The organism is Rothia uropygioeca, from assembly GCF_004136585.1.
Taxonomy (GTDB): Bacteria; Actinomycetota; Actinomycetes; order Actinomycetales; family Micrococcaceae; genus Rothia.
Genome location: NZ_NOIR01000003.1, coordinates 237,654 through 263,232 on the forward strand (window position 1 = coordinate 237,654; position 25,579 = coordinate 263,232).

The window sequence follows — 25,579 nt, forward strand, 5'->3', positions numbered from 1 at the left end:
GTCTGAAACCGGGCCCTTCTCGCCGACTCGGGGCAGTCGGGAGGGTCAGTTCGCTCGAGTGTGGTGGTGCCTCGCGACCATGAAGCTATCCGGGTCTGCGCGGTTCCATTTTTCCATCCAGTCTTCGGGGGCGGTTCCGTCGAGGAGAGAATTCGTCTCCAGCCAGGTGTACATCCGTTTGTAGGACGAGGAACTCGTGGAGTCGATGCGGTGCATGATGTGTTCAGGTCCGAGATCGCGGAATGTGTGAAGTCCCATCGAGGCGATGATTCGCATCGCTGAATTCATGGTGCCGATATGGAAATTCTTGACGCGTTCGCCTTTGTCGCCGACGTCGATTCCCCGCGCCAGCCGAGGATCCTGTGTCGCGACCCCGGAGGGGCACCTGTTGGTGTTGCACTTCTGCGCCTGAATGCACCCGGTGGCCATCATCATGCCTCGGGCGCTGTTGGTGAAGTCCGCGCCCAAGGCCATGCGCCGGACGATATCGGCACCACCGACGACCTTCCCGGAAGCTCCCAATGCGACCTTCTCTCGCAGCCCAACACCGACGAGGGCGTTGTTGACGCTGATCAGGCCTTCGGTCAGCGGCATTCCGACGGCGTCCTCGAACTCGACGGGGGCCGCACCCGTACCGCCTTCCGAACCGTCGACCGTGATCCAGTCGGGGGTTATCCGTGTTTCCAACATCGCCTTGCACAAAGCGAGGATCTCGATCCGTGATCCCGCGCAGAATTTAATGCCCACGGGCTTGCCGTTCGCCGCCTTGCGTACGCGAGCGACGAACTCCAAAAGTTCTCGGGGAGTATCGAATTCGGGGTGAGCGGCAGGGCTGACGCACGTTTGTCCCTCGGGCACTCCACGTGCGTCCGCGATCTCACGGGTGACCTTGTCGCCAGGAAGGACACCGCCCAGGCCGGGCTTCGCCCCCTGACTGAGTTTGATCAGGATCCCCTTAATCTCTGGCTTGGCGGCCTTGTGGGCGAAGACTTCGTCGTCGAACCGGCCGTCCTTGGTGCGGCAGCCGAAATATCCGGAACCGAATTCCCAAATGATGTCACCACCGTATTTGAGATGGTATTCGGTGAGCCCGCCTTCCCCTGTTTCTTGGGAAAACCCGCCGAGGGACGCCCCCTTGTTCATGGCCATGACCGCATTCGCGGACAATGCGCCGAAGCTCATGGAAGAAATATTGAACAGAGAAATATCGTAAGGCTGGGTGCAGTCCGGTCCACCGAGACGCTGGCGTGGTTCTTCCTTCATGGGATCGACTGGGGCCATGGTGTGGAGGATGAAATCGTGGCCCGGCCGCAGCACCTTGCGCTCGGTGCCGAAGGCTTGTTCGCCTCCCAACCCCTTGGAGCGCTCGTAGATCATGGTCCGGGTGTCACGGTCGAAGGGACGCCCGTCGTAGTTGTTCTCGATGAAATACTGCTGAATCTCCGGGCGGATGAATTCCATGAAATAGCGGGCGTGCCCCAGGACGGGGAAATTTCGCAGGATGGTGTGCTTTTTCTGGAGCACATCGTGCGCGGCGACTCCGAGCAACCCGGCGGCCCCTGAGAGCCCTACGGACGCGGCAATGCGTTTAGCTGAAAAGGCCATCATCACTCCCTTTGCAATGCAATGTGTGCGACCTCCAGCCTAGACCCGAAAAGGGGAGAAGTCGGCGTGGAAGAATGTAACTTATGCTCTCGCACAGGTTTCCTTGCGGTGTGGATGCCCACGGTCGGACCCTCTGGGCATCGCAGTCCGCGTTCACTGAGGTGGATGTCAGCCTCGCAGACCTCTTTCATCGGCTTCTTGACTGCCTTGACCATGAGAACGGTGCCGAAATGCGCTATGCGGCATGGCTCGATTCGGCCTCTGCACGGAAGCCTGGAGGGGCGCCATCCCGCTGGAGCGTCTTGGTATTCCCGAGCGAGGTTCTCCGATACGAGCAGGCGGGCTCGCCAGACCCCCGGGTGCACCATCTGGGCCCCGATGCCCATACCGGAGAGCCCGTGAGCGGGACGATTCTCGATGTCCTGGAAGAGCGGCTCAAATGCTCGACCCCGTCCGGTGCATCCGGATCGGCTCCGCCCCGGAACGCAGACTCGCGCATCCCGGCTTTTGCCCGATCCTTGGTCGGTGCGTGGTTCGGTTACTTCGGGTACGAGGTGAAAGCCGACCTCGATTCCCCGAACGAGTACTCGGCAGAGACCCCCGACGCAGTGTGGATGAAGGCCACCCGACTTGTCCTCGTTGATCATGACGCTGAAGAGGTTTGGGTCCTTGGCGACTCGGTGTGGATGGACCTCGTTTCGAGGGCTGAGGAATCGCTGCCGTCGATAACGGCGACACAGGATTCGGCGATCCCGAAACCTGGGTTTGCCTGCCCGGAGCGCGAGGAATACATCTGCGCCGTCCGGGAAGCCCTGGGTGAGATCCGCGATGGGAATTCCTATGAAGTGTGTCTGACCGCGGAAGCCGGGGGAATCGTCGAAGCGCCGTTTGGGCTCGATGAAGCGCTTGCCTTGTACCGGCAGCAGCGTCAGGCGAACCCGGCCCCATATGCCGCATTTCTGTGGTGCGACGACATCGCGGTGCTGTCCTCGAGTCCTGAGCGGTTCCTGTCCGTCGCCAGCGACGGCTGGTGCGAAACCAAACCGATCAAAGGCACGACACCGCGTTGCGACGATGCCGAAAAGGACTCCCGCGCCGCGAGAGCTCTGGCAGTGGATCCGAAGACTCGCGCCGAGAACCTCATGATCGTGGATCTCCTGCGCAATGATTTCTCGCGCGTCTGTGATCCGGCGACGATCCAGGTTCCGGTTTTAATGGGTGTCGAAAGCTACGCGACCGTACACCAGCTCGTGTCGACGATTCGAGGGCGACTGTTACCTGGGCGTTCCGCGCTCGACCTGGTGCGTTCCTGCTTCCCAGGAGGCTCCATGACGGGCGCACCGAAGCCGCGCACCATGAAGATCATCGAGCGCTTGGAGGGGCGTGCCCGTGGGGTGTATTCCGGGGCCTTGGGATATCTTTCCCCAACCGGGGAAGCTGACCTGTCCATCGTGATCCGTACGCTCGTGCTCAGCGCGGAGACGCAATCGAGGACGCGAATCAGCGTGAGTGCCGGTGGGGCCATCGTTGCCGATTCCGATCCGGAAGCGGAGTACGAGGAGATGCTGGCCAAACTCAGAGCTCCGTTTCGGGAGGCGAGCTCGCTCCCAAAGAGCGTATCCACAGCGTGATGCTCGATCGCCTCGAATCGCCGGCCCACCACGTAGAATGACGTCATGACTTCCGATCTTTCCACCGCTCTGTCCATCGAGGCCGCCCGCGAGAGGCTCCGTGATCTCATCATCGAGCTCGCCGTGGTGCGCGGCAAGGTAACGTTGGCTTCCGGCCTTGAGGCCGATTACTACGTCGACTTGCGTCGAGTGACCCTGCACCATGAGGCGTCGCGCTTGGTGGGGCAGGTCATGTTGGATCTTCTGGATCGAAATAACATCGATTTCGACGCAGCGGGCGGTCTGACCATGGGTGCGGATCCCGTGGGACACGCGATTATGCGAACCGCGGGGGACCAGGACCGGGCCATCGATACCTTCGTGGTTCGCAAGGCCCAGAAGTCCTACGGTATGGGCCGTCAGGTCGAGGGCCCTGAGGTCAAGGGGAAGAACGTCGTCGTCCTCGAAGACACTTCGACCACGGGTGGCTCGGCACTGACCGCCGTCGAGGCATTGCGGGAAGCCGGGGCCAACGTCGTGGCAGTGGCCATCATCGTGGACCGCGCGACCGGCGCCAAAGAACGCATCGAGGAGAGCGCATCCGTCCCGTGCCTCTACGCCTTCTCCAAGTCGGAACTCGGCCTGGACTAGGGGTGGGATCGGAACACGACGCCGCTTCGCGGCCCGAAGAATGTGTAGCCTCGGAAGCAGCGGGCACCGAGGTCCCCACGCCGGTGACGGACGGTGCGGCGGCCGAGCATGTTGTCGGAGTCGGCCCGTGGCAAGGGGAATTGCCGGAGGGGGATCACTGGGATCCCGAACTTCTCCGCGAGGGCGACCGCCGGAACGTCACCGACGAATACCGTTATTGGACCATGGACGCGATTATCGCGGACCTGGACTCCAAACGGCATTCTTTCCACGTGGCCATCGAAAATTGGCAACACGATCTCAATATCGGTTCCGTGGTTCGAACAGCAAACGCTTTTCTTGCCCGGGAAGTCCACATCATCGGACGAAAACGGTGGAATCGACGCGGCGCAATGGTCACGGATCGATATCAGCATGTTCGGCACCATGTCACCGTGGAATCGTTCATTGAATGGGCCCAATCCGAGGGGCTGACCGTCATCGGTATCGACAATTTCCCGGATTCTCGGAAGTTAGAAACCTATGACCTTCCGCGAGATTGCGTCCTGGTTTTCGGGCAGGAAGGCCCGGGGATCAGCCAGGAGATGAAAGACGCAGCGGTGGATACTTTGTCGATCGAGCAGTTCGGTTCGACGAGATCCATCAATGCGTCGGCGGCCGCGGCCGTTGCAATGCATTCGTGGATTCGCCGTCACGTATTTGACCAACGCGTGATCTGATAACCAAGAAATCTGTCATTCCAATTCTTCTGAACTGTTTTCGGCCGATTTCCAAGGGTTATTGAAATGTTATGCAGTTTCTTGTGGATTGAGATCAAACGGTAACCCAAATCTCTTTTTCTCTTCATATGCTCAATGTGTGAGCAACGGATTCCCCGAAATCTTCTCAAAGATTCGACGGAACAGGGGCTCAGGTCAGGAATCTTTCCTGGCACGGTTGACCTGAAGGAGCGGAAGAGTCATGAATTTCTCGCACCAGAAGCAAATGTCTCCTCTCATCGCGGCTGCGGCAGCGGCTGCCCTGGGCTTCGGAACTCTCGTCGGGGCCTCCTCGCCCGCTCAAGCGGCCTGGCCGCCGGACGAAACGCCGTGCGATTCGGGTCCCACAACGGGTGATCCGTCGCTGTCCGAGGACAGCCCATGGAAACAGGCCCATGGAACGGCACCGATACCCTTTAGTGGACTTCCGGCTGCAGGAGGACCTACCGGGGCGGTAACCCAGACGGAGCCGGGCGGTGTCCGGCTCGAACTCGAGGCTTCGCTACCCGATGCCGTGGGTCTGGGTCCTGCGCCCGATGGCGCCTACAAGGTGACGATCGGCAATGGGGTCTGCGGAACGGAACTCACCGCCCAATCGAGCGGCGGCATCCTGGACATCAGCCAAGGTGAGCAGCTGATCGAATCGGCTCACGGTCAGCTCATGGTCCAGGTCAAGGGGCCCCTCAATCCCGACCCGGGGACCAACGAGCAGCATCGTTTTCTGGACTCCCATGATCAACCGGCCGATCAACCGCATTTGGCCGAGGGCGGCGTTCTCTATGACTCGAACCACCTCGTGGTTCCGGCGGATACCGCAGGAGACAGCGTGCGCAATAAATCCACCGGGTTGCCGGTCCACGACGCCGGAACGGATGACATTCCGGTGACCGCAGAAACACCCATTCCCCATCCGAACATGGCCAACATTCGGGTCAACGCTACGTACCGGGATGCCGAAACGGGTGAGGCCGTCGTGGTCCCGGACGTCGCATATCTGGGCAGGAACATCCATGGTGAGTTGAGCATCCAACAAGGTCAGCTCAAGGATCTCCCCTCAGGGCGTTACCGCTTTTCCTTCACCGACGAAGCCGGCAACTATCACCAGGTCTACGTGATGCTTGCTGACGCGAATCACCAGGAACGCCCTGGCGAATCACCGCTCTACGACGATCCCTCCTGAGGTCGCGTTGTTGAATTCTGGGGCCTGACCTCATCACGTCAGGTCACAGGACGAACGGGCAGTAATCCCGACACATCGAAGGATGAGAAAACATGCAGAATCACATGAATCCTCTGACCGACTTGGTCCAGATGACCTCCTCGACCGCGGCAGTCATGGCCTTGGGAGCCGGCACCGCTCTGGGCGTGGGTGCGGCTGTTCCGGCACTCGCTGAGTCTCCCGACGCCTCTCAGCAGGCGCCGTCGGCCGGGCCGGCGTCCGGATCTGCTGCGGGAACCGAATCTGCAGGCACGGCAGAGCAACCACCCACAGACAACGACGGCCCGTGGAAAGACGAACACGGTACGGCCCCGACCGGGTACACCTTGCGGGCGGGCACCGGCTCGACCATGACACTCGCCCAGCAGCAAGGTCTGGGGTCGACAGACTTCAAACTTCTCAAATACCCCAGGGAAGGCCAAAAACCCGAATCGGCACCTGACGGTCTGTATCGGGCCAAGATCGGCGACGGTGTGCACGGTGAAGAATTGGTGGTCGACTCGAAGGGAGGCATGGTCGACTTGAGTGGGAGCACGATGCTCGACAACACCAAGGGTCAGCAAATGATTCAGTTCGAAGGCCCCCTCAACCCGGACGGTCTGGAAGGTGGTCAGCCACCCTTCCTGGGAGATGACGGTCAACCGAACGATATACCGCAGCTGGCCTACGGAGACGTGTACGGCGCTGAGGCCACCCTTGCGATCCTTCGAGACCAGCAGTCCCTGGCCAATGCCGGTCCTGCTCATCTGCATACACAACCCATCGGGCTGGACTCCGTGACGTTCCTGCCCGAGAGCACGTACGCCCTTCCGGATGGTGACCAGCCTAAGGTTGACGTGACCTATCGTGACGGAGCAACCGGAAAGCCGGTCACCGTGCCTACCGAAGCCCATTTCCAGAAGGATGACAAAGGGCAGGTTCAGTTGAAGGGCGGAATTCTCGCGGACCTCCCTTCGGGGCGATACACGTTCTCCTTCACAGATCGCGACGGAACTCCCATCCAGTTCTTTGCGATGTTCGGCGATCCGGATCGTCCGGTCAACGGCGCGGACGAAGCGCTCTATGCCGATCCGTTCTGACACCGTGTCCCGCGACGTGCCCCGTGACCCGGTGGTTGCGGGGCACCGCCATGAGCATGCCCCCTCTCCCGGACGGACGAGGGCCGCAGCAAGGGTGGGTTTCTGTGGCTTAACTTGGGAAATTGTGGGGAATTCTCCCTTCTGCTTCAGATGTGTCTTGTTAGACTAAAAGCAGGTTTGTGGAGGGCCTGGGTGACCGGGTTCCTTCAGCTATCAGGGGTCGACACGGCGTCGGCCCGATCTTCCGTTACAAAGGAGTCAGCATGCCCATCGCAACCCCGGACGCTTATGCGGAAATGCTTGATAAGGCCAAGGCCAAAGGCTTTGCCTACCCCGCCATCAACGTGACCTCTTCTCAGACGCTCAACGCCGCGATCCGCGGCTTCGCAGAGGCCGGGTCGGACGGAATCATCCAGGTTTCCACCGGTGGCGCTGCGTACTGGTCAGGCTCCAGCAAGAAGGACATGGTGGCCGGTTCGCTCGCATTCGCTGCGTTTGCTCGCGAGGTTGCCAAGCAGTACGACGTCAACATCGCGCTGCACACCGATCACTGCCCCAAGGACAAGCTGGACGGCTTCGTTCTGCCATTGCTCAAGGAATCCGAGGACGCGGTCGCACGTGGCGAGGACCCGATCTTCAACTCGCACATGTGGGACGGCTCGGCCATCGAGCTCGAGGAGAACCTGCGCATCGGCGCGGACCTCATCAAGCGTACCGGCAAGGCGCACATCGTACTCGAGGTCGAGATCGGTGCCGTTGGTGGCGAAGAAGACGGTGTGGTCGGTGAAATAAACGACACCCTGTACACCAGTACGGAAGACGCCCTCAAGACCATCGAAGCGCTCGGGGAAAACGGGGAAAAGGGCCGTTACATCACGGCTCTGACCTTCGGCAACGTTCACGGCGTGTACAAGCCGGGCAATGTGAAACTGCGTCCCGAGCTGCTCCAGCAGATCCAGCAGGAAGTAGGCGAGAAGCTCGGTAAGGAGCGCCCCTTCGACCTGGTCTTCCACGGTGGTTCCGGCTCGAGCGAACAGGAAATCGCCGACGCGGTTTCCTACGGTGTCATCAAGATGAACGTGGACACCGACACCCAGTACGCGTTCACCCGACCCGTTGCTGGACACATGCTGTCCAACTACGAGGGCGTTCTGAAGATCGACGGCGAAGTCGGCAACAAGAAGCTCTACGATCCCCGCACCTGGGGAGCCAAGGCCGAAGACGGCATGTCCGCCCGCGTGGTGGAAGCATGCGAGCACCTCGGCTCGGCGGGCACCGCGATCAAGTAGACGCCCCAGCGGCCGCAGGTCGCTGCCGCGTCGACAAGCCAAAAGCGCATCGGTTTCACAGCGATTCCGGTGCGCTTTCGGCTTTCTGTCTCGCGCACGACGTCCGCACTGTGCGGTCGGCTTCCCGCATGCTGATCCCGGTACAGTGGGAGGAGCTGCGAATGACCACGAAAGGATCCGCTATGTCCCTAGCCGGCAAGAATCTTTTGGACGGGCCCGAGCCCACCTACCTCGACGACGAACTCGAGCTGCGTGCGCGCATCGATGCCGGTGACGAGGGAGAAGACCTCGCCCGTGCATTCCCCAAGTCATCATTGGCATGGGCAGTCCTCGCGCAGGATGCTCTCGACTCCGGATACGTGGTTGAGGGTTATGCCTATGCCCGAGTCGGGTACCACCGGGGCTTGGATGCATTGCGCGGCCACGGGTGGAAAGGACACGGTCCGATCCCGTTCTCGCACGAGCCGAATCGTGGGTTCCTGAAGTCCCTATATCTGTTGGGCCGTGCAGCGTCGGCAATCGGGGAGGACGACGAGGCCGAGCGCATCGCCCAATTCCTCGACGACTCCGACCCGGAAGCCGCAGCCCAGCTCGCCTAGCGGGGACGGATCCCCGGAACTCTGGGCCACACATGGGTGATAGTCGCGGTGGGAAGCGTCATAATTGATCGAGGGCGATGACAAAGAGGTCATCGATCCCTGTGATCGAAAGGAACGACGAAAAAAAATGCGTATTGGCGTGCCTACTGAGATTAAGCCGAGCGAGCGCCGAATCGGGATGACCCCCGATGGCGTACATGCTGTCGTCGACGCCGGACACGAGGTATTCGTCCAAGACGGTGCCGGAACCGGTGCTGGCTTCGGCAACGCGGAATACCTCGCGGCGGGAGCGCAGCTCGGCACTCAGGAAGAGGTCTGGGAAAAGGCCGAACTCTTGGTCAAGGTCAAAGAGCCCATCGAATCGGAGTACAGCTTTCTTCGCGAGGACTTGACCGTTTTCACCTACCTCCACCTCGCCGCAGACCGAGCACTGACCGAGTCACTCCTCAAGAACAGGACCCGTGCCATCGCGTACGAGACCGTGCGCGAGGGCCGATCTCTTCCTCTGCTGACCCCGATGTCCGAGATCGCCGGTCGACTAGCTGCTCAAGCGGCTGCCCAGTATTCCCTGCACACCGAGGGAGGGGCCGGTATTCTCCTGGGAGGAACCCCGGGCGTGACCCCGGCTCGCGTCGTGATCCTGGGCGGCGGCATGGTCGGAACCCAAGCCGCGTTGTTGGCCGTCGGTCTGAGGGCCGAGGTCACCATCCTCGATGCCTATCTGCCGCGCGTCCGCGAGCTCACGGACTACTTCGGCAATTCTGCCCGCGTGATTGCGAGCAACCCGCGCAACATCGAACGCGAACTGGAACAGGCCGACGTCGTCATCGGCTCGGTTCTTGTCCCGGGTGCTGCTGCCCCGAAGCTGGTCCGCCGGGAGCATCTCAAACTTCTCAAGCCGGGATCATTGCTCATCGACGTGGCGATCGACCAGGGCGGTTGCTTCGAGACGTCGCATCCGACCACCTACGATGATCCGGTTTTCGAGGTTGATGGTATTCGGCACTATTGCGTCGCCAACATGCCGGGCGCCGTTCCGCGGACGGCCACCGCCTCGTTGACCAACGCGACCCTGCCGTTCATTCTGCAGTTGGCTCAAGGGATCGACGACGCCCTCGAGCGGTCCGCGGCTTTGGCCGCCGGTCTCAATACGGACGCGGGAGAGATCGTCTTCCGGGGCGTGGCCGATGCCTTCCCGGATCTGCCGGCCCGCCGGGGGTAGGCCTCGGCCGCAATAATGGCGTCGACGTCACGAAAAATGGCCCATACAGTAGGTGTGTAGTTACATCGCCCGAAAAGCAACGGAGACACCATGACGAATCAGCCTCCCCACGCGCCTGAGCCACCGGACGGGGGCTCGTGGAACGGGTCCGCCTCATCGGCCGGACAGCCGGGACAGCCAGGCCCGACCGGAAACCCCGGGCAGCCAGGCTTTCAGGGCAGTCCGGGTGGCCCCGGTCCTGGGCCGCAGGACCGATCCTTCGATGCCTACGGGAATCGCATTCCATCCGACGCTCGGACGATGGCAGTGCTCTCGCACTTGTCCACACTCGTCATCCTCCTGATTTCCGCCGGTTGGTTGAGCATTCTCGGACCGTTGGTCTTCTGGTTCATCTACAAGGACAAGCCCGGCTACCAATTTGTGCGCGTCTCGTCTGCAGAAGCGTTCAATTTCAATGCCTTGGTGTGGATCGTCAACATTGCCGCGTGGATCCTCGTCATCGTGACCTTCGGGGTCGGCATTGTCATCGCCCTTCCCGTATGGGTTGTCGTCAACGTCGTCGCGTTCATCTGCCACATCATTGGGGCGGTCAAAGCGAATAAGGGCGAGATCTATCGCTATCCCATGAAGATCTCGATCCTCAGCTAAGAGGGGTCCGTTCGTCACGGATCCAACTTGGCCATGTCGGCGCCGCCTGGTATTCCGCAGTTCTCGGTCGCGGGCCGAGAAGGTACCGGGCGGCGCCTTCATCTCGAAAAATACTGTCCGAGCGAGTATGCGACCGACTGCAGCAGGTATCCTGGACTGTGGCTTTGCGAGGCGCTCATGTCCCGCGTGCCTTTCGCCGCCGTGAAACCCGGTTGGTGACCTGTCAACAGGAGTGGATTTTCCAAATGCCAGCAATCGTAATCGTCGGCGCCCAGTGGGGCGATGAGGGCAAAGGCAAAGCTACCGACCTCCTCGGCGGCCGCGTCGACTACGTCGTCAAGCCGAATGGCGGAAACAACGCTGGCCACACCGTCGTCGTCGGCGGGGAGAAGTTCGAACTCAAATTGCTGCCCGCTGGAATCCTGAGTCCTAACGCGACGCCGGTGATCGGAAATGGCGTGGTCGTCAATCCCGAGGCTCTCTTCGAGGAAATCGACGGCCTTCAAGCTCGCGGGGCGGATACGTCCAAATTGCGGATTTCCGCGAATGCTCACCTCGTGGCGCCGTTCCATCAGACCATGGACAAGGTGACCGAACGTTTCTTGGGCAAGCGCGCGATCGGAACGACGGGACGCGGCATCGGCCCCGCCTACATGGACAAGATCGGTCGCTTGGGCATCCGCGTTCAGGACATCATGGATGAGTCGATCCTTCGGCAGAAGGTCGAGGGATCCCTCCGCCAGAAGAATGAGCTTCTGGTCAAGGTCTACAACCGGCACCATGTGGAAGTCGATGAGATCGTCGATTACTTCATGTCATTCGCTCAGCGGCTCGAACCGATGATCGTGGATTCCACGCTGGTTCTGAACAACGCGCTCGACGAGGGCAAAACCTTACTCATGGAGGGCGGCCAGGCTACCTTCCTGGATGTCGACCACGGGACATACCCCTTCGTGACCTCGTCGAATCCCACAGCCGGCGGTGCATCGGTGGGCTCCGGTGTGGGCCCGACCCGAATCTCACGAGTGATCGGCATTCAGAAGGCCTATACGACCCGTGTGGGTGCCGGGCCATTCCCGACCGAGCTCTTTGACGAGTGGGGCGAATTCCTTCAAAAGACCGGTGGCGAGTTCGGTGTGAATACCGGCCGTCCTCGCCGGTGCGGCTGGTACGACGCGGTTCTGGCCCGGCAAGCGGTCCGTATCAACGGGTTCACCGACCTCTTCCTCACCAAGATGGACGTTCTGACCGGACTTGAGCAAATTCCCGTCTGCGTGGCCTACGACGTCGATGGGGTGCGGCACGACGAGATTCCGATGACGCAAACCGAATTCCACCATGCCAAACCGATCTACGAGTACTTCGACGGATGGACCGAGGACATCTCTCAAGCACAGTCTCTGGACGACCTTCCGGAGAACGCACGGAAGTACGTCGAAAAACTCGAAGAACTCTCGGGATGCCGTATCTCTGCGATCGGCGTCGGGCCGGGGCGTGAGAACACGATCGTCGTTCGTGATCTCATCGATGAGTGAAGCACCGTCAAGAACGAGCAGTGACCACGGATAGACGGGCTCAGCATGGCGTATCTTCTTCACACTCTCATTGATTCGAGCGAACAAACTCATCCGCAGGATTCGGCGGAGGACGCCATCGCAGCGTTGTCCACCTCTCCTGGCTCGAGCGCATGTTTGGTGGTCGAGGATCCTTCGGACGAGGAGCTGAAACGTCTGGCGGAGTCCCTCGATCTTCACCCCCTCGCGGTCGAGGATGCCTCGCACGGACATCAACGGCCGAAACTGGAGCGATACGGTGAGGCGCTCTTCCTGGCGGTTCATCCGATCTCGTATACGGACAGGACCGAGAAGCTGTCGATCGGTGAAATTCACGCTTTCATCGGGCCCAATTACTTTCTGGTGACCATACCGGAAGGTGGGGCCTCCCAGCTGGTCCTGAACCAGATGCGTCGAGCGTTCAAACGCCAGCACCTGGAGCCGCACAATCCGCAGACTTTGCTGTATTTCCTGCTCGACGGCGTTGTCGACGAGTACGAACCGATCCTGATGGACCTCGAAGAAGACCTGGACGAGATCGAGGAGGATCTTTTCACGGGAAGCAATTCCTCCCAGCGCATTTACGAACTTTTCAAAGAAGTCGTGAAATTCCAGCGGGGCACGCGCCCGCTGAGTTACTTGCTGGATCTGTTGATGCGCGGTGCCGAGAAGTATGAGACCCCGAAGCAGCTCCATCCGCATTTCCGCGACGTCAAGGACCACGTGCTGCGAGCACTGGAACACCTGGACAGCCTCCGCTCCGCCTTGCAGAACGCGCTCACCGTGGACTCCACGCTGGTGGGCCAACGGCAGAACGACGCCATGAAGAGGCTCTCGAGCTGGGCCGCGATTCTGGCGGTCCCCACCGTCATCGCGGGGATTTACGGCATGAACTTTGAGGTCATGCCGGAACTGAAATGGACCGTGGGCTACCCCTTGGTCCTGGGACTGATGGCCCTGATTTGCGGGACCCTATATCTGGTCTTCAAGAAGAAGAACTGGATGTAGCCGGACTTCGAGACAGTGTCTCGGACTTGTGCTTCATGAATATCCGCCGGGCTCGCGCCCTGTCGTACCATGAGGTGGTGCAACGCGCCCGTGCCGATCGAAGGAGTTCTTCCGTGTCCCATCTCAATGACGTCGTGATTGTGGGCGGCGCTCGCACTCCGCAGGGAAAAATTATGGGACAACTCGCGGGGCTCACGGCCGTGGACCTTGGGGCTCACGCGATCGCCGCGTCCCTCGAACGTTCCGGGGTGTCCGCGGAGCAGGTGGACCAGGTTTTCATGGGGCACGTGGTCCAGGCCGGTTGCGGACAGAACCCGGCGAAATCCTCGGCGCTGGAAGCGGGAATTTCACGGAATGTTCCAGCCATGACCCTCAACAAGGTCTGCCTTTCGGGTCTCGCTGCCGTGACCGAGGCCGCTCGGCTGATTCGTTTGGGGGAGGCCGACGTCGTGGTGGCCGGAGGCCAAGAATCCATGTCCTCAGCGCCGCACGTGGCCCCCGGGGTACGGGCAGGGAAATCGTACGGGGACCTTCGGCTTGTCGACGCCGTGGCGCGTGACGGGCTCACGGACGCACAGGACGGTCGCTCGATGGGTGCGATGACCGAAGAGGACAACGTGCCTCGCGGCATCGGACGTGAGGAGCAGGATGAGATCGCGGCCGCTTCGCATCGCCGAGCGGGTGAGGCCGCGGCATCGGGGATTCTGGGCGAAGAGATCGCACCGCTGAGAATTCCCCAGGGCAAGGGCGAACCCGTGACGGTGGATTCGGACCAGGGCATCCGCCCCGACTCCACGACCGAAACTTTGGGCAAGCTGCGCCCTGCTTTTGCCCACAACGGCACGATTACTGCCGGAAACTCCTCGCCGCTGTCCGACGGTGCCGCGGCGCTGATCGTGACATCCAAGACGTTCGCAGAGGATCACGGACTCGAATGGCTTGCCGAGGTCGGGGCAGCCGGCCAAACGGCGGGCCCTGATGGCGCCCTGCATTCTCAACCGTCCCAGGCGACCCAGGCCGCCTTGGACAAGGGCGGTTGGACGGCTCAGGATCTCGATTTCTGGGAGATCAACGAGGCCTTTGCCGCGGTCGCTCTGCAGTCCGGTCGCGACCTGAACATCGACCAGGAGAAGATCAATATTCACGGGGGCGCGATTGCGCTGGGTCACCCGATCGGTGCTTCCGGCGCGCGGCTGGCCTTGCACGCGGCCTACGAGCTGAAGCGCCGGAATGGCGGCAAGGCCGCCGTCTCGCTGTGCGGCGGCGGTGGGCAGGGCGAGGCCCTGTTGCTGTTCCGGTAGAAACCACGTGAATGCGCCCGGACCAGCACTCGGTGCCGGTCCGGGCCATGTGCGTTTCCTCGATCCTTAAGAAGCACGGAGATTTTATGACACATCGTATTGACCGTCTGGCGGACCAGGGCTGCCTCGTCGTCAAGGGACCCGACCGTCCGGGGATCGTCGGAGCCGTGGCTACCGCGATAGCACGCAACGGCGGGAACATTCTGCAGAGCGACCAGTTCACGAGTATTGACCAGGCTCCGATCTTCTACCAGCGGACGGTCTTTCACAAAGAGAACTTTTCCGAGTCGATCCCGGAGATAGAGTCCGACCTGCAGGAAACTCTGCTTTCCGTGGGGCTCGAATGGCAACTGATTGACCGCTCCAAGCCCAAACGGATGATCGTTCTAGCACCGAAATCGGACCATTGCCTGCTCGACCTCCTGTGGCGTCAGCAGCGCGGTGAACTTCCGGTCGAGATCCCCATGGTCATATCGAATCATCCAGACCTGCGCGAGGAGGTCGAATACTTCGGCATTCCGTTCCATCACGTTCCCTCCCAGGGCTCGGACAAGTCGGTCGCCGAGGCACAGATCATGGAGCTCGTGAGCGGGAAAGCCGACTTCATGGTCCTGGCCAGGTACATGCAGATTCTGTCCGAGGACTTCCTGCGGCGGATCGATGTGCCGATTATCAACATCCATCACTCGTTCCTGCCCGCTTTCGTCGGCGCCGGTCCTTACCGCATGGCCTGGGAACGCGGGGTCAAACTCATCGGGGCCACGGCACACTACGTCACTCCGGAGCTCGACGCTGGGCCCATCATCGAACAGGACGTCACGCGGGTGGACCACACGTTTTCGCCTGCGGATCTGCAGAAACACGGAGCGTACGTGGAAAGAGCGACTTTGTCCCGAGCCGTCCAAGCCCATGCGGAAGACCGCGTCTTCTGGCACGGGAACCACGCGATCGTGTTCTAGGGAGGACCTCCCCAAGGAATCGGGGCGTTAGCAATCAGTCGCGGAGCACAGCGGACGCCGCCACATCGCCCAGCGCCGCCTGACCGCCCTGTACTGAAAGCGCTTCCAGCCGGTCGGCGGAATTGGTGATGACCACGATGCTCGTCGGGTCCTTGCCCGCGGCTCGGACCGCCTCAATGTCCATCGTGCCCAGTCGTTGGCCCGCCGCGACCCGGTCGTGCTTGGCCGAATGCAGCTCGAAGGGCGCGCCCTTGAGCTCGACGGTATCGATCCCCAAATGCAGCAGAACCTCGAGGCCGTCGTCGGTCCGGATGCCGAGCGCATGCTTGCTGCTCGTCGTCACGGTCACTTCTCCGGCGACGGGCGCGACGATTTCTCCCGATGTGGGGTTCTGAATGCCGAAGCCTTCACCCATCATCTTTCCGGCGAAAACAGGATCGTCGACGTGCTCGATCCGAATGATTTCTCCCGCGACGGGCGCGAGAATCTGCAAGGGATGCTCGCTTGTGGGGGCGGCATCTTGGGGTTGGGGCTGATCAGCGGACATGAGCTCATTCCTTAAGGGAGATTGCGAAGGTTCTTCAGTCCACCCTAAAACAGTCGCTCGCTCGCGATGCGCGCACCCTCCGCCAGGGACTTGAGCTTGGCTTCCGCGATTTGCGGATGAAGACGTCCACCGAGGCCGCAATCGGTGCCCGCAATGACGTTCTCCTTGCCGACGACCGAAGCGTATTGCTCGATGCGCTGGGCCACGAGTTCGGGATGTTCGACGACGTTGGTCGAGTGGGAAACCACCCCGGGGATGACCAATTTGCCCTCTGGCAAACTCACATCCTCCCAGGCTTTCCACTCGTGGGCGTGGCGGACGTTCGCGGCTTCGAAAACGTAGGCGCCGGCGTTAATAGTGAAGAGCGAGTCGATGAGGTGCTGGATCTCGATGTCGGTCGTGTGGGGCCCGTGCCACGAGCCCCAACACAGGTGGAATCGGATTTGTTCTTCAGGTATTCCCCGCAGGGCATAGTTCGCGGCCTCAATGGCGAGCTGATTGAACCGGAGATACTCCTCGATCGTCGGTTCCGGAACCAACTGGTCCCATGCTTCGGCGATCGAGGGATCGTCGAGCTGGACGATGAATCCCGCGTCCGTGATGGCCTTGTATTCCTCATGGAGAACATCCGCCCAGGCGTAGATGAACTCTTCGTCGGTCGCGTAGTGATGATTTCCGATGCGTGAGGCCGAGCCGGGGGAGAGCGAGGCGATGAACGCCTCGGATGCGCCCTGTTGAGTCACGGCATTTCGCAGGTTGTTGATGTCCGCGGCGACGGCGTCCTGGCCTTTGTAGGTCAGCGGCCCGGTCGCGATCGGGAACTCGGCATCAGGGTCGTTGCCCAGGTCCAATGACTCATAGAAGTCTGCGAACCGGTTCCAATCCCGGCGGACGGCAAAGCTGTTGTAGCGTCCGTTTCCCGGGGTCTTGAGGATTTCCCGGAACGAGGTGTCACCGACAGTTTCGAGGCCACCGGTCCGGGCGAAGGAGTAGTGCCACCACGCGCCGTAGTCCACGTCACTGGCCATCGCGTGACCGTATTCGCCGTCGTTGACGACGTCGATTCCCCACTCGACTTGTTTCCCCACGATCTCGTGGACCGAATCGGTCAGTACGCGTTGGAAATCGGGTTCGGAAATCTCACCCTTGCCGCGTTGTACGTTGGCTTGGATGAGCTCGTCCGTGCGGGGCAGCGAACCCACGTGGGTCGTGCGGATGCGGTCGGAACTGTTCAGCATGTTTCCTCCATCGGTCTTGGCGTTAGCACCGACGAGGGTCGGGCCTCGTGGGTTGCTGCGGCGTCGTCGAGCCAAGTCTCTCGGCCGCTCGGGATGGTCCTATTCCTTGGCCCACTTTTCCCGGGATGAGCCCGGGATTCCAACGCAGACGAGCCAGTCACGGCTTGTGACACGGTATTTCGTGTGTGGTGCCTGTTACGTGATTGTGACACTTGGGGTTATCGTGTCGAATGCGTCTTTTGCCGATGCAGATCACTACAGCCTGTAGTCGTGACCACAACAGGGTGGTCGTGACTGGCGAGTGACCAGTTGATGCAACACCGACGCCGCGCGCTTTTCCTCTGGCTTGCCCGCCTCGCACAGGCGAACCGTCGGCCCCGCGGTGTCACGAAATCTAGAGGAACCTATGACTCAAACGCCTCAACAGCAGGCAACGAAATATCCGGAAGAAATGGCCTATGAGCAGGAACAGGCCGGACTTCAACAAGGCTTGGGGCCTCGACAGCTCCAAATGATCGCCATCGGAGGAGCGATCGGCACCGGTCTGTTCCTCGGTGCCGGAGGACGCTTGGCCAGCGCCGGCCCGTCCTTGTTCTTGGACTACGCGCTCTGTGGACTCATCGCGTACCTGATCCTGCGTCAGCTGGGCGAGTTGGTGGTTCACCGGCCTTCGTCAGGCTCTTTCGTTTCTTATACGCGCGAGTTCTACGGTGAGAAGGCCGCCTACGTCTCCGGGTGGATGTACTGGCTCAATTGGGCAACCACGGCCATCGTGGACTCCACGGCCATTGCGATTTACGTGCACTGGTTCGGTCAGTACAGCTCGTTCATCGACGCAATACCCCAGTGGTTCGTCGCGCTCTTTGTGATCGTGGTCGTGGTGATCATGAACCTGATCTCGGTCAAAGTCTTCGGCGAGATGGAATTCTGGTTCTCGTTGATCAAGGTCGTCGCCCTTGTCATCTTCCTGGTTTTGGCGATTGTTTTCGTCATTTTCGGCACACCGACAGGCAGCCCCCGTGGACTCGGGCTGATCTCGGAGAACGGCGGGCTCTTCCCCAATGGGTTCCTCCCGGCGATGGTCATCATGCAGGGCGTCGTTTTCGCATATGCATCGATCGAGTTGGTCGGCACCACCTCCGGAGAGACCCGCAACGCCGCCAAGGTGATCCCGAAAGCCATCAACACGGTGATTCTTCGTATCGCGATCTTCTACGTCGGTGCGATTTTCTTGTTGTGCCTGCTTTTGCCCTACACGGCGTTCAGCGAAGACGAATCCCCCTTTGTCACGTTCTTCTCATCGATCAACGTGGGGGCCGCGGGACCGATTATGGAGTTGGTGGTGATCACCGCGGCGCTGTCATCGCTCAACGCCGGGTTGTACTCCACGGGGCGCATTCTGCACTCGATGTCGATGGCCGGTTCGGCACCGCAATTCGCCCAGCGTCTGACAAAGTCGGGCGTTCCTTACGGCGGGATTCTGCTGACCGCGGCCGTGGCTCTGTTGGGCGTGATCCTGAACTACTTCGTTCCGGACGCGGCTTTCGAAATCGTGCTGAATATTGCGTCTCTCGGAATCATCGCCGGTTGGGTGGCGATCACGATGGCGCACATGAAGTTCGTCTCGCTCGTCAAGAAAGGACGTTACGAGAGGCCCAGTTACAGGGCGCCCTTTGCCCCGGTGACGAACTGGGTCACCCTGGTATTCCTCGGGTGCGTCGTGGTGCTGATCGGATTCGACTATCCCGTGGGTACTTACACGTTGAGTTCGATGATCATCATCGTTCCCGCGCTGATCGTCGGATGGTTCGCGGTTCGCAAGCGCGTCCGCGAGTTGGCGGCCGAACGGGAAGGCGTGACCGGTCTTTACCCGATCGTGGCGGATCGTCCGGCCGCACAGCGTACGCATACGCGTGGGCGTCACGGGCACGGAAACACCACGATCATCCATCAACCCGAAGAGGAAGAAAAAGACGAGGACTGACGCCCTATGCGGAGCGGTCAGGACACTGGGGGAGACCCGACGCTGGTCTCAGCAGGAGTAACCTCCTACTGAGACCAGCGTCGGGTCCGTCCGCGTCTGCATCTGCCGATCGGCATGGCTCGGACCTATGCTGGGTCCATGCCCCGCATTCTTTTGGACAACGACACAGGCATCGACGATGCGATAGCCCTGGTGTACCTGGCCGCCCAGCCCGAAGTGAGTTTCGAGGCGATCTCCTGCACTCCCGGGAACGTTTCGGCCGACGACGTCGCGAGGAACAACTTGGGTCTCCTACGGTTGTGCGGGCGTGAGGAGGTGCCCGTCTTTCTGGGGGCGACTCAGCCTCTCGAGGCGGAGCTGACGACCACTCCCGAAACGCACGGGCCGCAAGGGATCGGCCACGCGCAGGTTCATTCCTCCGGGAGCATTTCTGATGGTTACGCCCCCGAAGTTTGGGCAGAATTGGCGCGAGCGAATCCGGGGGAACTGGATGCGATATGCACCGCGCCCCTGACGAATTTCGCTCTCGCGCTGCGTATCGAGCCGCGGCTTCCCGAGTTGCTCCGTTCGCTCACGATCATGGGCGGGGCATTTTTCCATCCCGGGAATACGACCCCGTTGACCGAATGGAACATTCACTCGGATCCGCACGCCGCGCACGAGGTCTTCGCGGCCTATGAGGCGTACGGGGGTCTGCCCGAAGAAAAACTTCCGTTGGTGTGCGGGTTGGAGACGACCGAACGGTATGAACTGATGCCGGAGGAAGCCGCAACCTGGGCAATCGACGCAGGCAATCCCCAAGCCCTCGATCCTCATGGGCGAGGGACCGAACTCCTCAAAGTCCTGGAGGACGCCCTTCGGTTCTACTTCGAGTTCCACGAAGAATACGGTTACGGGTACATGGCCCACGTTCATGACTTCTTCGCCTCCGCGGCCGCGATCGGGGACGCGACCTACGAGGCCGTGACGACCAACATCGACGTCGTGACGAGCGATGGCCCGGCCTACGGAGCGACGGTCGCCGACTTGCGAAATCTCTTGGGACGCAGGCCCTCAGCTCGGCTCGTGACATCGAACGATCCGGACCAAGGATTCTCGCGCCTGCGTTCGTCGATCGTGGATCTCGCTCGGCGAGTCGACAGGATCAGCTCCTAGCCCGCGGGTCCGTGTTTCGGCCTGAAGGTGACGGGAGGACCGACTCGGACTAATCTGGTAGCTCATTGGGGCCGAGGTGACATAGGCCGTTTCCATCTGACCTTCGGACGACACCTATGCCTTCATCACCTCGCATCACCGACTGCCCCTCCTTGATCAAAGCAGATTCTTCCGCGCGTTCCTCGTGGCAACGTTTCTGCATCATCGTGGGAGCGTTGCTCATCGCGGCGATCTACCTCGGAACAGTGCTGACTCAACCTGCCGATGCCGCGATCGGTACAACCAATGTGCCGGCCGCGGTTCTGTTCGTGGGATACCTCGTCGCTGCGCTCTTCCTGCTCGCCGGAACCCTCCCTGGGCTGTCCGTCGGAACCATCGTTCTGATTCCCGTCGGATTGGTGCTCAACATTCTCTTGGGTCAGTTCGTCGGAAGCTCGTTGGTTCCTCTGTACCTCGACTCGATGGGTACGATTCTCATCGCTTTCCTCGCGGGTCGCAGCGCGGGAGTCGCGACGGGAATCCTCGGAAACCTCGTGTGGTCCCTGTTCAACCCGACCCTCTTGCCTTTTGCCGCGGTCGCGGCGGTTGTCGGATTCTGCGCCGGGACGGCAGGGCGTTGGGGAGCCGTGCGAAGGATCTGGTCCGCCCCGATCTTCGGATTCGTCGCCGGCTTGATCAGCGCGACGATCTCGGCGCCCATAGCCGCATTCGTCTACGGGGGAACATCCGGCGCGGCCACCGGGGCCATCGTGACGGCCTTCCGAGCCTACGGAGACTCGATCCTTCAGGCGACGACCAAGCAAGCGCTCGTGACCGACCCTGGCGACAAGGCGATTTCCTTCTTGGTCGTGGCACTTTTGATCTGTGCGCTGCCCCAGCGCACCGTCCGGAGGATTTCTGAGACGCGTTGACACAGCTGCATCCCTTCACGGTTCTTACCGTAGGTCTGGCCGTCGTCCTGGTCTCGACGGGCATCGGTGGTCTCTGGCCCGCTGGGCTCGTGGCTTTCTTATGCCTTGCATTGGCTTTGTTCCATCACCGTGGCCGCGCGTGGCTCGGCGGCGCGGTGGGAATCATGGTCCCTCTGGCAGTATCGCAGCTCATGGTGCACGCATTGTTCGACACCACCGGACTCACCGTTCTCTGGAACTGGGGATGGGTGCGTCTAACCGCTGAAGGCATCCGGACCGCGGGCGACTATGCGTTGAGACTCGTTCCGATTGTCGGTGTGGGTGTGCTGTGCCTCGTCGTCGTGGACCGAATGCGCCTCGTGGCCGCGATCGACGAGTCGAGAGTTCCGCGCACTATCGGATACGTGGTGATAGCGACCCTGAATATGGGTCCCCACCTGGCCGGACGCTCGCGGCTTATCGGACAGGCGCAGGCTGTACGGGGTCTCGACCTGGGCCGATTTCCGCTCTCGTGGGTGCGGAGAGTCAGGCATCAGACTGTTCCGCTCGTATCCTCCGCCGTGTACGAAGCAACGGAGCGTTCCGTGCACCTCCAGGCTCGCGGATTCCCCGGTCACGGCCCCGCCCGCGTCCCGAGGTATCGGGAGGTCCCTGACTCCCGAGGCCAAGCTGTACTTCGTCGGACAGTATTAGCAGCCTCGATCGTGGCAACGGCGGTGATTGTGTGGCCCTTCTGAACCTCGGGATCGAATCCTTCCACCACGATGAGCGCGTGGACCTCCAGAACCCTCTGCTGTGCGATGTCCACGTCGAGCTCAACCCTGGCGAGGTTCTCGCCGTAACTGGCGGGTCCGGCGTCGGGAAGTCCACATTGGGGCAGATCATGGCCGGAATCTTCCCCAGCAACGGAGGGCAGATGCGAGGATTCATCGAATTCGGGGATCAGCGTGTGGACTACCGCCCGGAAGACCGTCCTCAGACCGATCTGTCCGAATGGTCCCGGCGTGCGGCCTACCTGCCTCAGGACGCCCGGTCCTATCTCTCGGCCGCAAGAGCGACGGTCGAGGAGGAGATCGCCTTCGGCCTGGAATATCGCGGAATGACGAGGGATGAGCAGAGGTACGAGGTGGCACGGGTCGTCGGGACCTTGGGTTTGAGTGGGATTCTCGACCGGGACCCGATGGAGCTCTCGGGAGGGCAAGAGCGATTGGTGGCCTTGGCCTGCGTTCTGGTGCTGCGGCCAGCCATCGTGATCCTCGATGAGCCAGGTGCAGGACTCGACCCGGAAACCACGATGTCAGTGAGGGAGAGCATCGATGCATTGGCGGCTGACGGCATGGGCATCGTGCTCCTAGCCGGATATGACGAACCGTTCCTCGACAGGGCTACCCACAGACTGGATCTGGGGGAGAGCCCGACAGGATTCGTACCCCGTCCTCGTGCTTGCTCTGTATCACCGGCCGAGGGGCCAGAAACCGGGAGTCCAGGCCTCGAACTGCGAGGGGTGGATGGGTACCGACCCGGCAGCGACGTGCCCGTGGTCCAGAACCTCAGCCTCAGCGTGGCCCTGGGGGAGTGTGTCGCAGTCACCGGACCGAATGGTGCCGGCAAAACCACGATGCTGCGGGCGATCATGGGACTTGAACGCTCAACGGGGCGGATCGAGGCCCGAGGGCAACCGGTTCCGAACAAGCCCGCGGAAGCGGCGCGCGATATCTCCATCATGCTGCAGAACCCGACGGATCAGTTGAGCGAACGTACGGTCTATGCCCAAGTGCTCGCCGGGGCCCAGAGCCATCTGGCTGCGGACCAAGCCGTCGTCGACTGTGGTCTGGGTTTCCAATGCGACGAGCACCCCCTGGAGCTGTGCGCCTCCCAACGGCGCCTGCTTTCCTTGGCCGCCGTCATTGCACGTCAAACGCCTGTTCTCCTCCTGGACGAACCCACGGTGTCTCTCGATGCGGTCGGACGCTCCATCCTCGAGCGGCACATTCGCCGGCGCGTTTCTTGGGGCGCCGCGGTTCTTGTGGTGACACACGATGAAGCTTTCGCCGATACGGTTGCCCAGCGGGTGATCCGTCTGGAATCCGCCCGGTGACGCCCGTCGTCACAGTACCGAGCCCTGCATTCCAGCATTCAAGACAGCCCATCTCAACAATTGGCGTGAGTATAACCGGGAGTAGTCTGGACGGAGCATCAGACGTTCAAGGAGGATATATGCCTGACCTGCGTTCCAGAACATCCACGCACGGGCGGAACATGGCTGGGGCCCGCGCGCTGTGGCGTGCGACGGGAATGAAGAAGGAAGATTTCGGCAAGCCGATCGTCGCGATCGCCAACTCCTTCACGCAGTTCGTTCCGGGTCACGTCCATCTGAAAAATATGGGTTCTCTCGTGGCGGGCGCAGTGGAAGAGGCCGGCGGCGTCGCCAAGGAATTCAACACGATCGCCGTCGACGACGGCATCGCGATGGGGCACGACGGCATGCTCTACTCCTTGCCATCCCGCGACATCATCGCCGATTCGGTCGAATACATGGTCAACGCCCACCGGGCCGATGCTCTCGTGTGCATTTCCAACTGTGACAAGATCACTCCCGGGATGCTCATGGCCGCCATGCGCCTGAATATCCCCGTGGTATTCGTCTCCGGCGGACCCATGGAGTCCGGCAACGCGGTCGAGGGCGTCATCGAGCACCGCATCGACCTGGTCGACGCCATGGCATACGCGGTGGACGAATCTGTGACCGACGATCAGCTCGGCATGATCGAGGAAAACGCCTGCCCGACGTGCGGCTCTTGCTCCGGCATGTTCACGGCCAACTCGATGAACTGCCTGACGGAGGCCTTGGGGCTCTCATTGCCCGGCAACGGGACCACGTTGGCGACCCAGATTGCCCGCAAGGACCTGTTCCTCAATGCCGGTCGCACCGTCGTCGAACTGGCCAAGAAATACTACGAGGAGGACGACGAATCCGTCCTTCCCCGCAATATCGCGTCCAAGAACGCCTTCGCGAATGCGATGGCCCTCGACATCGCCATGGGCGGTTCTACCAACACGGTTCTGCACATCCTTGCCGCTGCGCAGGAGGCCGAGGTGGACTTCAAGCTCAAGGACATCGACGAGCTCTCTCGGCACGTCCCGTGCTTGGCCAAGGTTGCCCCCAACTCGACGAAATTCCATATCGAGCACGTCCACAAGGCCGGCGGTATCCCCGCAATCCTGGGTGAGTTGGATCGGGCGGGGCTGTTCCGGCACGATGGCGTGCGCACCGTGCACGCCGAGTCGGTGGACGATTGGCTCAACGAGTGGGACATACGCCGCGATTCGGCCTCGGAACGCGCCCGTGAACTGTTCCTCGCCGCGCCGGGGGGAGTGCGCACGACGCAGGCATTCTCGACGGCCAACAAATTCGAGGAACTGGATACGGATCCGGAATTCGGTTGTATCCACTCGGTCGAGCACGCCTACACCAAGGACGGGGGTCTGGCTATCCTCTTCGGCAATATCGCCGAGGACGGAGCGGTCATCAAGACCGCGGGAATCGACGAGAGCCTGTTCCACTTCCGGGGCAAGGCCTTTGTCGTCGAGTCCCAGGACGAAGCCGTGTTCGAGATCCTATCCAAGCACGTCGAACCCGGCGACATCGTGGTGATCCAGTACGAAGGGCCCAAGGGCGGCCCCGGGATGCAGGAAATGCTGTACCCAACCTCTTACCTCAAGGGTCTTGGCCTCGGCAAGGAATGCGCCCTCATCACGGACGGTCGTTTCTCCGGCGGCACTTCGGGTATCTCGATCGGTCATATCTCGCCCGAGGCCGCAGCCGGAGGAGCCGTGGGCCTGATCGAACACGGCGACGAGATTGAGATCGACGTCGCCAACCGTCTCCTGCAGGTGCACGTCTCCGACGAGGAGCTGGCCAGGCGTCGAGAGGCCCGTGGTCCTCTGCCCTGGAAGCCGACCAAACCCCGTGAGCGTCAGGTCTCCACGGCTCTGCGCGCGTACGCTTCTATGGTGACCAGCGCGGACAAGGGTGCTGTTCGAGTCGTTCCGGAGTAAGCTTCCGCGAGGCAGGTCCCGCAAGGGACCGCACCTCCCTTGTCGTGCATCTTCTGTTGTCCACGGGGCGTGTTGCCCCGTGGACAACTTTCGTTGTGGCCGGGGTTACAGATGCGTCGACGTTTCGGTAAGATACCGTGCAGACTCTACGGACCAAGGGGAGGTTCGTGACCGACGTAGTGGG

22 protein-coding genes and 1 riboswitch are annotated in these 25,579 nt (G+C 61.3%); of the genes, 19 read left to right on the plus strand and 3 right to left on the minus strand.

Annotation, left to right across the window (positions count from 1 at the left end; translation table 11 throughout):
• Positions 1-45: 45 nt before the first annotated feature.
• Positions 46-1,608, minus strand: coding sequence for an FMN-binding glutamate synthase family protein (locus EWR20_RS09160; RefSeq protein ID WP_178946099.1), 1,563 nt, complete (start codon positions 1,606-1,608; stop codon positions 46-48).
• A gap of 80 nt (positions 1,609-1,688) precedes the next feature.
• Here EWR20_RS09160 and EWR20_RS09165 point away from each other — a divergent pair, with 80 nt between their 5' ends.
• From EWR20_RS09165 to purU, 13 genes are all read left to right on the plus strand, one after another.
• On the plus strand, positions 1,689-3,236 hold the full coding sequence (locus EWR20_RS09165) for an anthranilate synthase component I family protein (protein WP_129360356.1): 1,548 nt from the start codon (positions 1,689-1,691) through the stop codon (positions 3,234-3,236).
• A 45-nt stretch (positions 3,237-3,281) separates the two neighbouring features.
• Positions 3,282-3,866, plus strand: a complete 585-nt coding sequence (gene pyrE / locus EWR20_RS09170) for an orotate phosphoribosyltransferase (protein ID WP_129360357.1) — start codon at positions 3,282-3,284, stop codon at positions 3,864-3,866.
• A gap of 83 nt (positions 3,867-3,949) precedes the next feature.
• On the plus strand, positions 3,950-4,585 hold the full coding sequence (locus tag EWR20_RS09175; RefSeq protein WP_129360540.1) for a TrmH family RNA methyltransferase: 636 nt from the start codon (positions 3,950-3,952) through the stop codon (positions 4,583-4,585).
• Positions 4,586-4,826: 241 nt separating this feature from the next.
• On the plus strand, positions 4,827-5,804 hold the full coding sequence (locus EWR20_RS09180) for a hypothetical protein (protein WP_129360358.1): 978 nt from the start codon (positions 4,827-4,829) through the stop codon (positions 5,802-5,804).
• Positions 5,805-5,896: 92 nt separating this feature from the next.
• Positions 5,897-6,922, plus strand: coding sequence for a hypothetical protein (locus EWR20_RS09185; protein ID WP_129360359.1), 1,026 nt, complete (start codon positions 5,897-5,899; stop codon positions 6,920-6,922).
• Between the two features lie 263 nt (positions 6,923-7,185).
• Complete coding sequence (fbaA, locus tag EWR20_RS09190; protein ID WP_129360360.1) at positions 7,186-8,211, plus strand: class II fructose-bisphosphate aldolase; 1,026 nt, start codon at positions 7,186-7,188, stop codon at positions 8,209-8,211.
• Positions 8,212-8,393: 182 nt separating this feature from the next.
• Positions 8,394-8,810: a DUF3151 domain-containing protein gene (locus EWR20_RS09195; protein WP_129360541.1), complete on the plus strand. Its 417-nt coding sequence runs from the start codon at positions 8,394-8,396 to the stop codon at positions 8,808-8,810.
• 127 nt (positions 8,811-8,937) lie between these two features.
• Positions 8,938-10,032: an alanine dehydrogenase gene (ald, locus tag EWR20_RS09200; RefSeq protein ID WP_129360361.1), complete on the plus strand. Its 1,095-nt coding sequence runs from the start codon at positions 8,938-8,940 to the stop codon at positions 10,030-10,032.
• Between the two features lie 90 nt (positions 10,033-10,122).
• Entirely contained in the window at positions 10,123-10,680 is a 558-nt protein-coding gene (locus tag EWR20_RS09205; RefSeq protein ID WP_129360362.1) for a DUF4870 domain-containing protein, read from the plus strand.
• A 245-nt stretch (positions 10,681-10,925) separates the two neighbouring features.
• The gene (locus EWR20_RS09210; protein WP_129360363.1) at positions 10,926-12,215 is read left to right on the plus strand and encodes an adenylosuccinate synthase; all 1,290 of its coding nucleotides are present in this window, start codon (positions 10,926-10,928) and stop codon (positions 12,213-12,215) included.
• 45 nt (positions 12,216-12,260) lie between these two features.
• Positions 12,261-13,241, plus strand: coding sequence for a magnesium and cobalt transport protein CorA (locus EWR20_RS09215; RefSeq protein ID WP_129360364.1), 981 nt, complete (start codon positions 12,261-12,263; stop codon positions 13,239-13,241).
• 113 nt (positions 13,242-13,354) lie between these two features.
• Entirely contained in the window at positions 13,355-14,542 is a 1,188-nt protein-coding gene (locus EWR20_RS09220) for an acetyl-CoA C-acetyltransferase (protein WP_255411264.1), read from the plus strand.
• 86 nt (positions 14,543-14,628) lie between these two features.
• Entirely contained in the window at positions 14,629-15,501 is an 873-nt protein-coding gene (gene purU, locus EWR20_RS09225) for a formyltetrahydrofolate deformylase (protein ID WP_129360366.1), read from the plus strand.
• 34 nt (positions 15,502-15,535) lie between these two features.
• Here purU and EWR20_RS09230 read toward each other — a convergent pair whose 3' ends face one another.
• On the minus strand, positions 15,536-16,048 hold the full coding sequence (locus tag EWR20_RS09230; RefSeq protein ID WP_129360367.1) for a PTS sugar transporter subunit IIA: 513 nt from the start codon (positions 16,046-16,048) through the stop codon (positions 15,536-15,538).
• A gap of 44 nt (positions 16,049-16,092) precedes the next feature.
• Positions 16,093-17,286, minus strand: coding sequence for a cobalamin-independent methionine synthase II family protein (locus EWR20_RS09235; RefSeq protein ID WP_129360368.1), 1,194 nt, complete (start codon positions 17,284-17,286; stop codon positions 16,093-16,095).
• 4 nt (positions 17,287-17,290) lie between these two features.
• Positions 17,291-17,386: riboswitch (SAM riboswitch) on the minus strand.
• 306 nt (positions 17,387-17,692) lie between these two features.
• Here EWR20_RS09235 and EWR20_RS09240 point away from each other — a divergent pair.
• From EWR20_RS09240 to ilvD, 6 genes are all read left to right on the plus strand, one after another.
• A complete protein-coding gene (locus EWR20_RS09240; protein WP_129360369.1) occupies positions 17,693-19,270 on the plus strand; it encodes an amino acid permease in 1,578 nt (525 codons plus the stop codon).
• A 138-nt stretch (positions 19,271-19,408) separates the two neighbouring features.
• Complete coding sequence (locus EWR20_RS09245) at positions 19,409-20,425, plus strand: nucleoside hydrolase (protein ID WP_129360370.1); 1,017 nt, start codon at positions 19,409-19,411, stop codon at positions 20,423-20,425.
• 116 nt (positions 20,426-20,541) lie between these two features.
• Positions 20,542-21,336 (plus strand): ECF transporter S component, encoded by a 795-nt coding sequence (locus EWR20_RS09250; RefSeq protein ID WP_129360371.1) that lies wholly within the window; start codon positions 20,542-20,544, stop codon positions 21,334-21,336.
• The gene (locus EWR20_RS09255; protein WP_129360372.1) at positions 21,333-22,073 is read left to right on the plus strand and encodes an energy-coupling factor transporter transmembrane component T family protein; all 741 of its coding nucleotides are present in this window, start codon (positions 21,333-21,335) and stop codon (positions 22,071-22,073) included. Before EWR20_RS09250 ends, EWR20_RS09255 begins: the two co-directional genes overlap by 4 nt.
• On the plus strand, positions 22,061-23,434 hold the full coding sequence (locus EWR20_RS09260) for an ATP-binding cassette domain-containing protein (RefSeq protein WP_129360373.1): 1,374 nt from the start codon (positions 22,061-22,063) through the stop codon (positions 23,432-23,434). The genes EWR20_RS09255 and EWR20_RS09260 overlap by 13 nt, the downstream gene beginning before the upstream one ends.
• Positions 23,435-23,553: 119 nt before the next feature.
• A complete protein-coding gene (ilvD, locus tag EWR20_RS09265) occupies positions 23,554-25,395 on the plus strand; it encodes a dihydroxy-acid dehydratase (protein WP_129360374.1) in 1,842 nt (613 codons plus the stop codon).
• Positions 25,396-25,579: the final 184 nt, after the last annotated feature.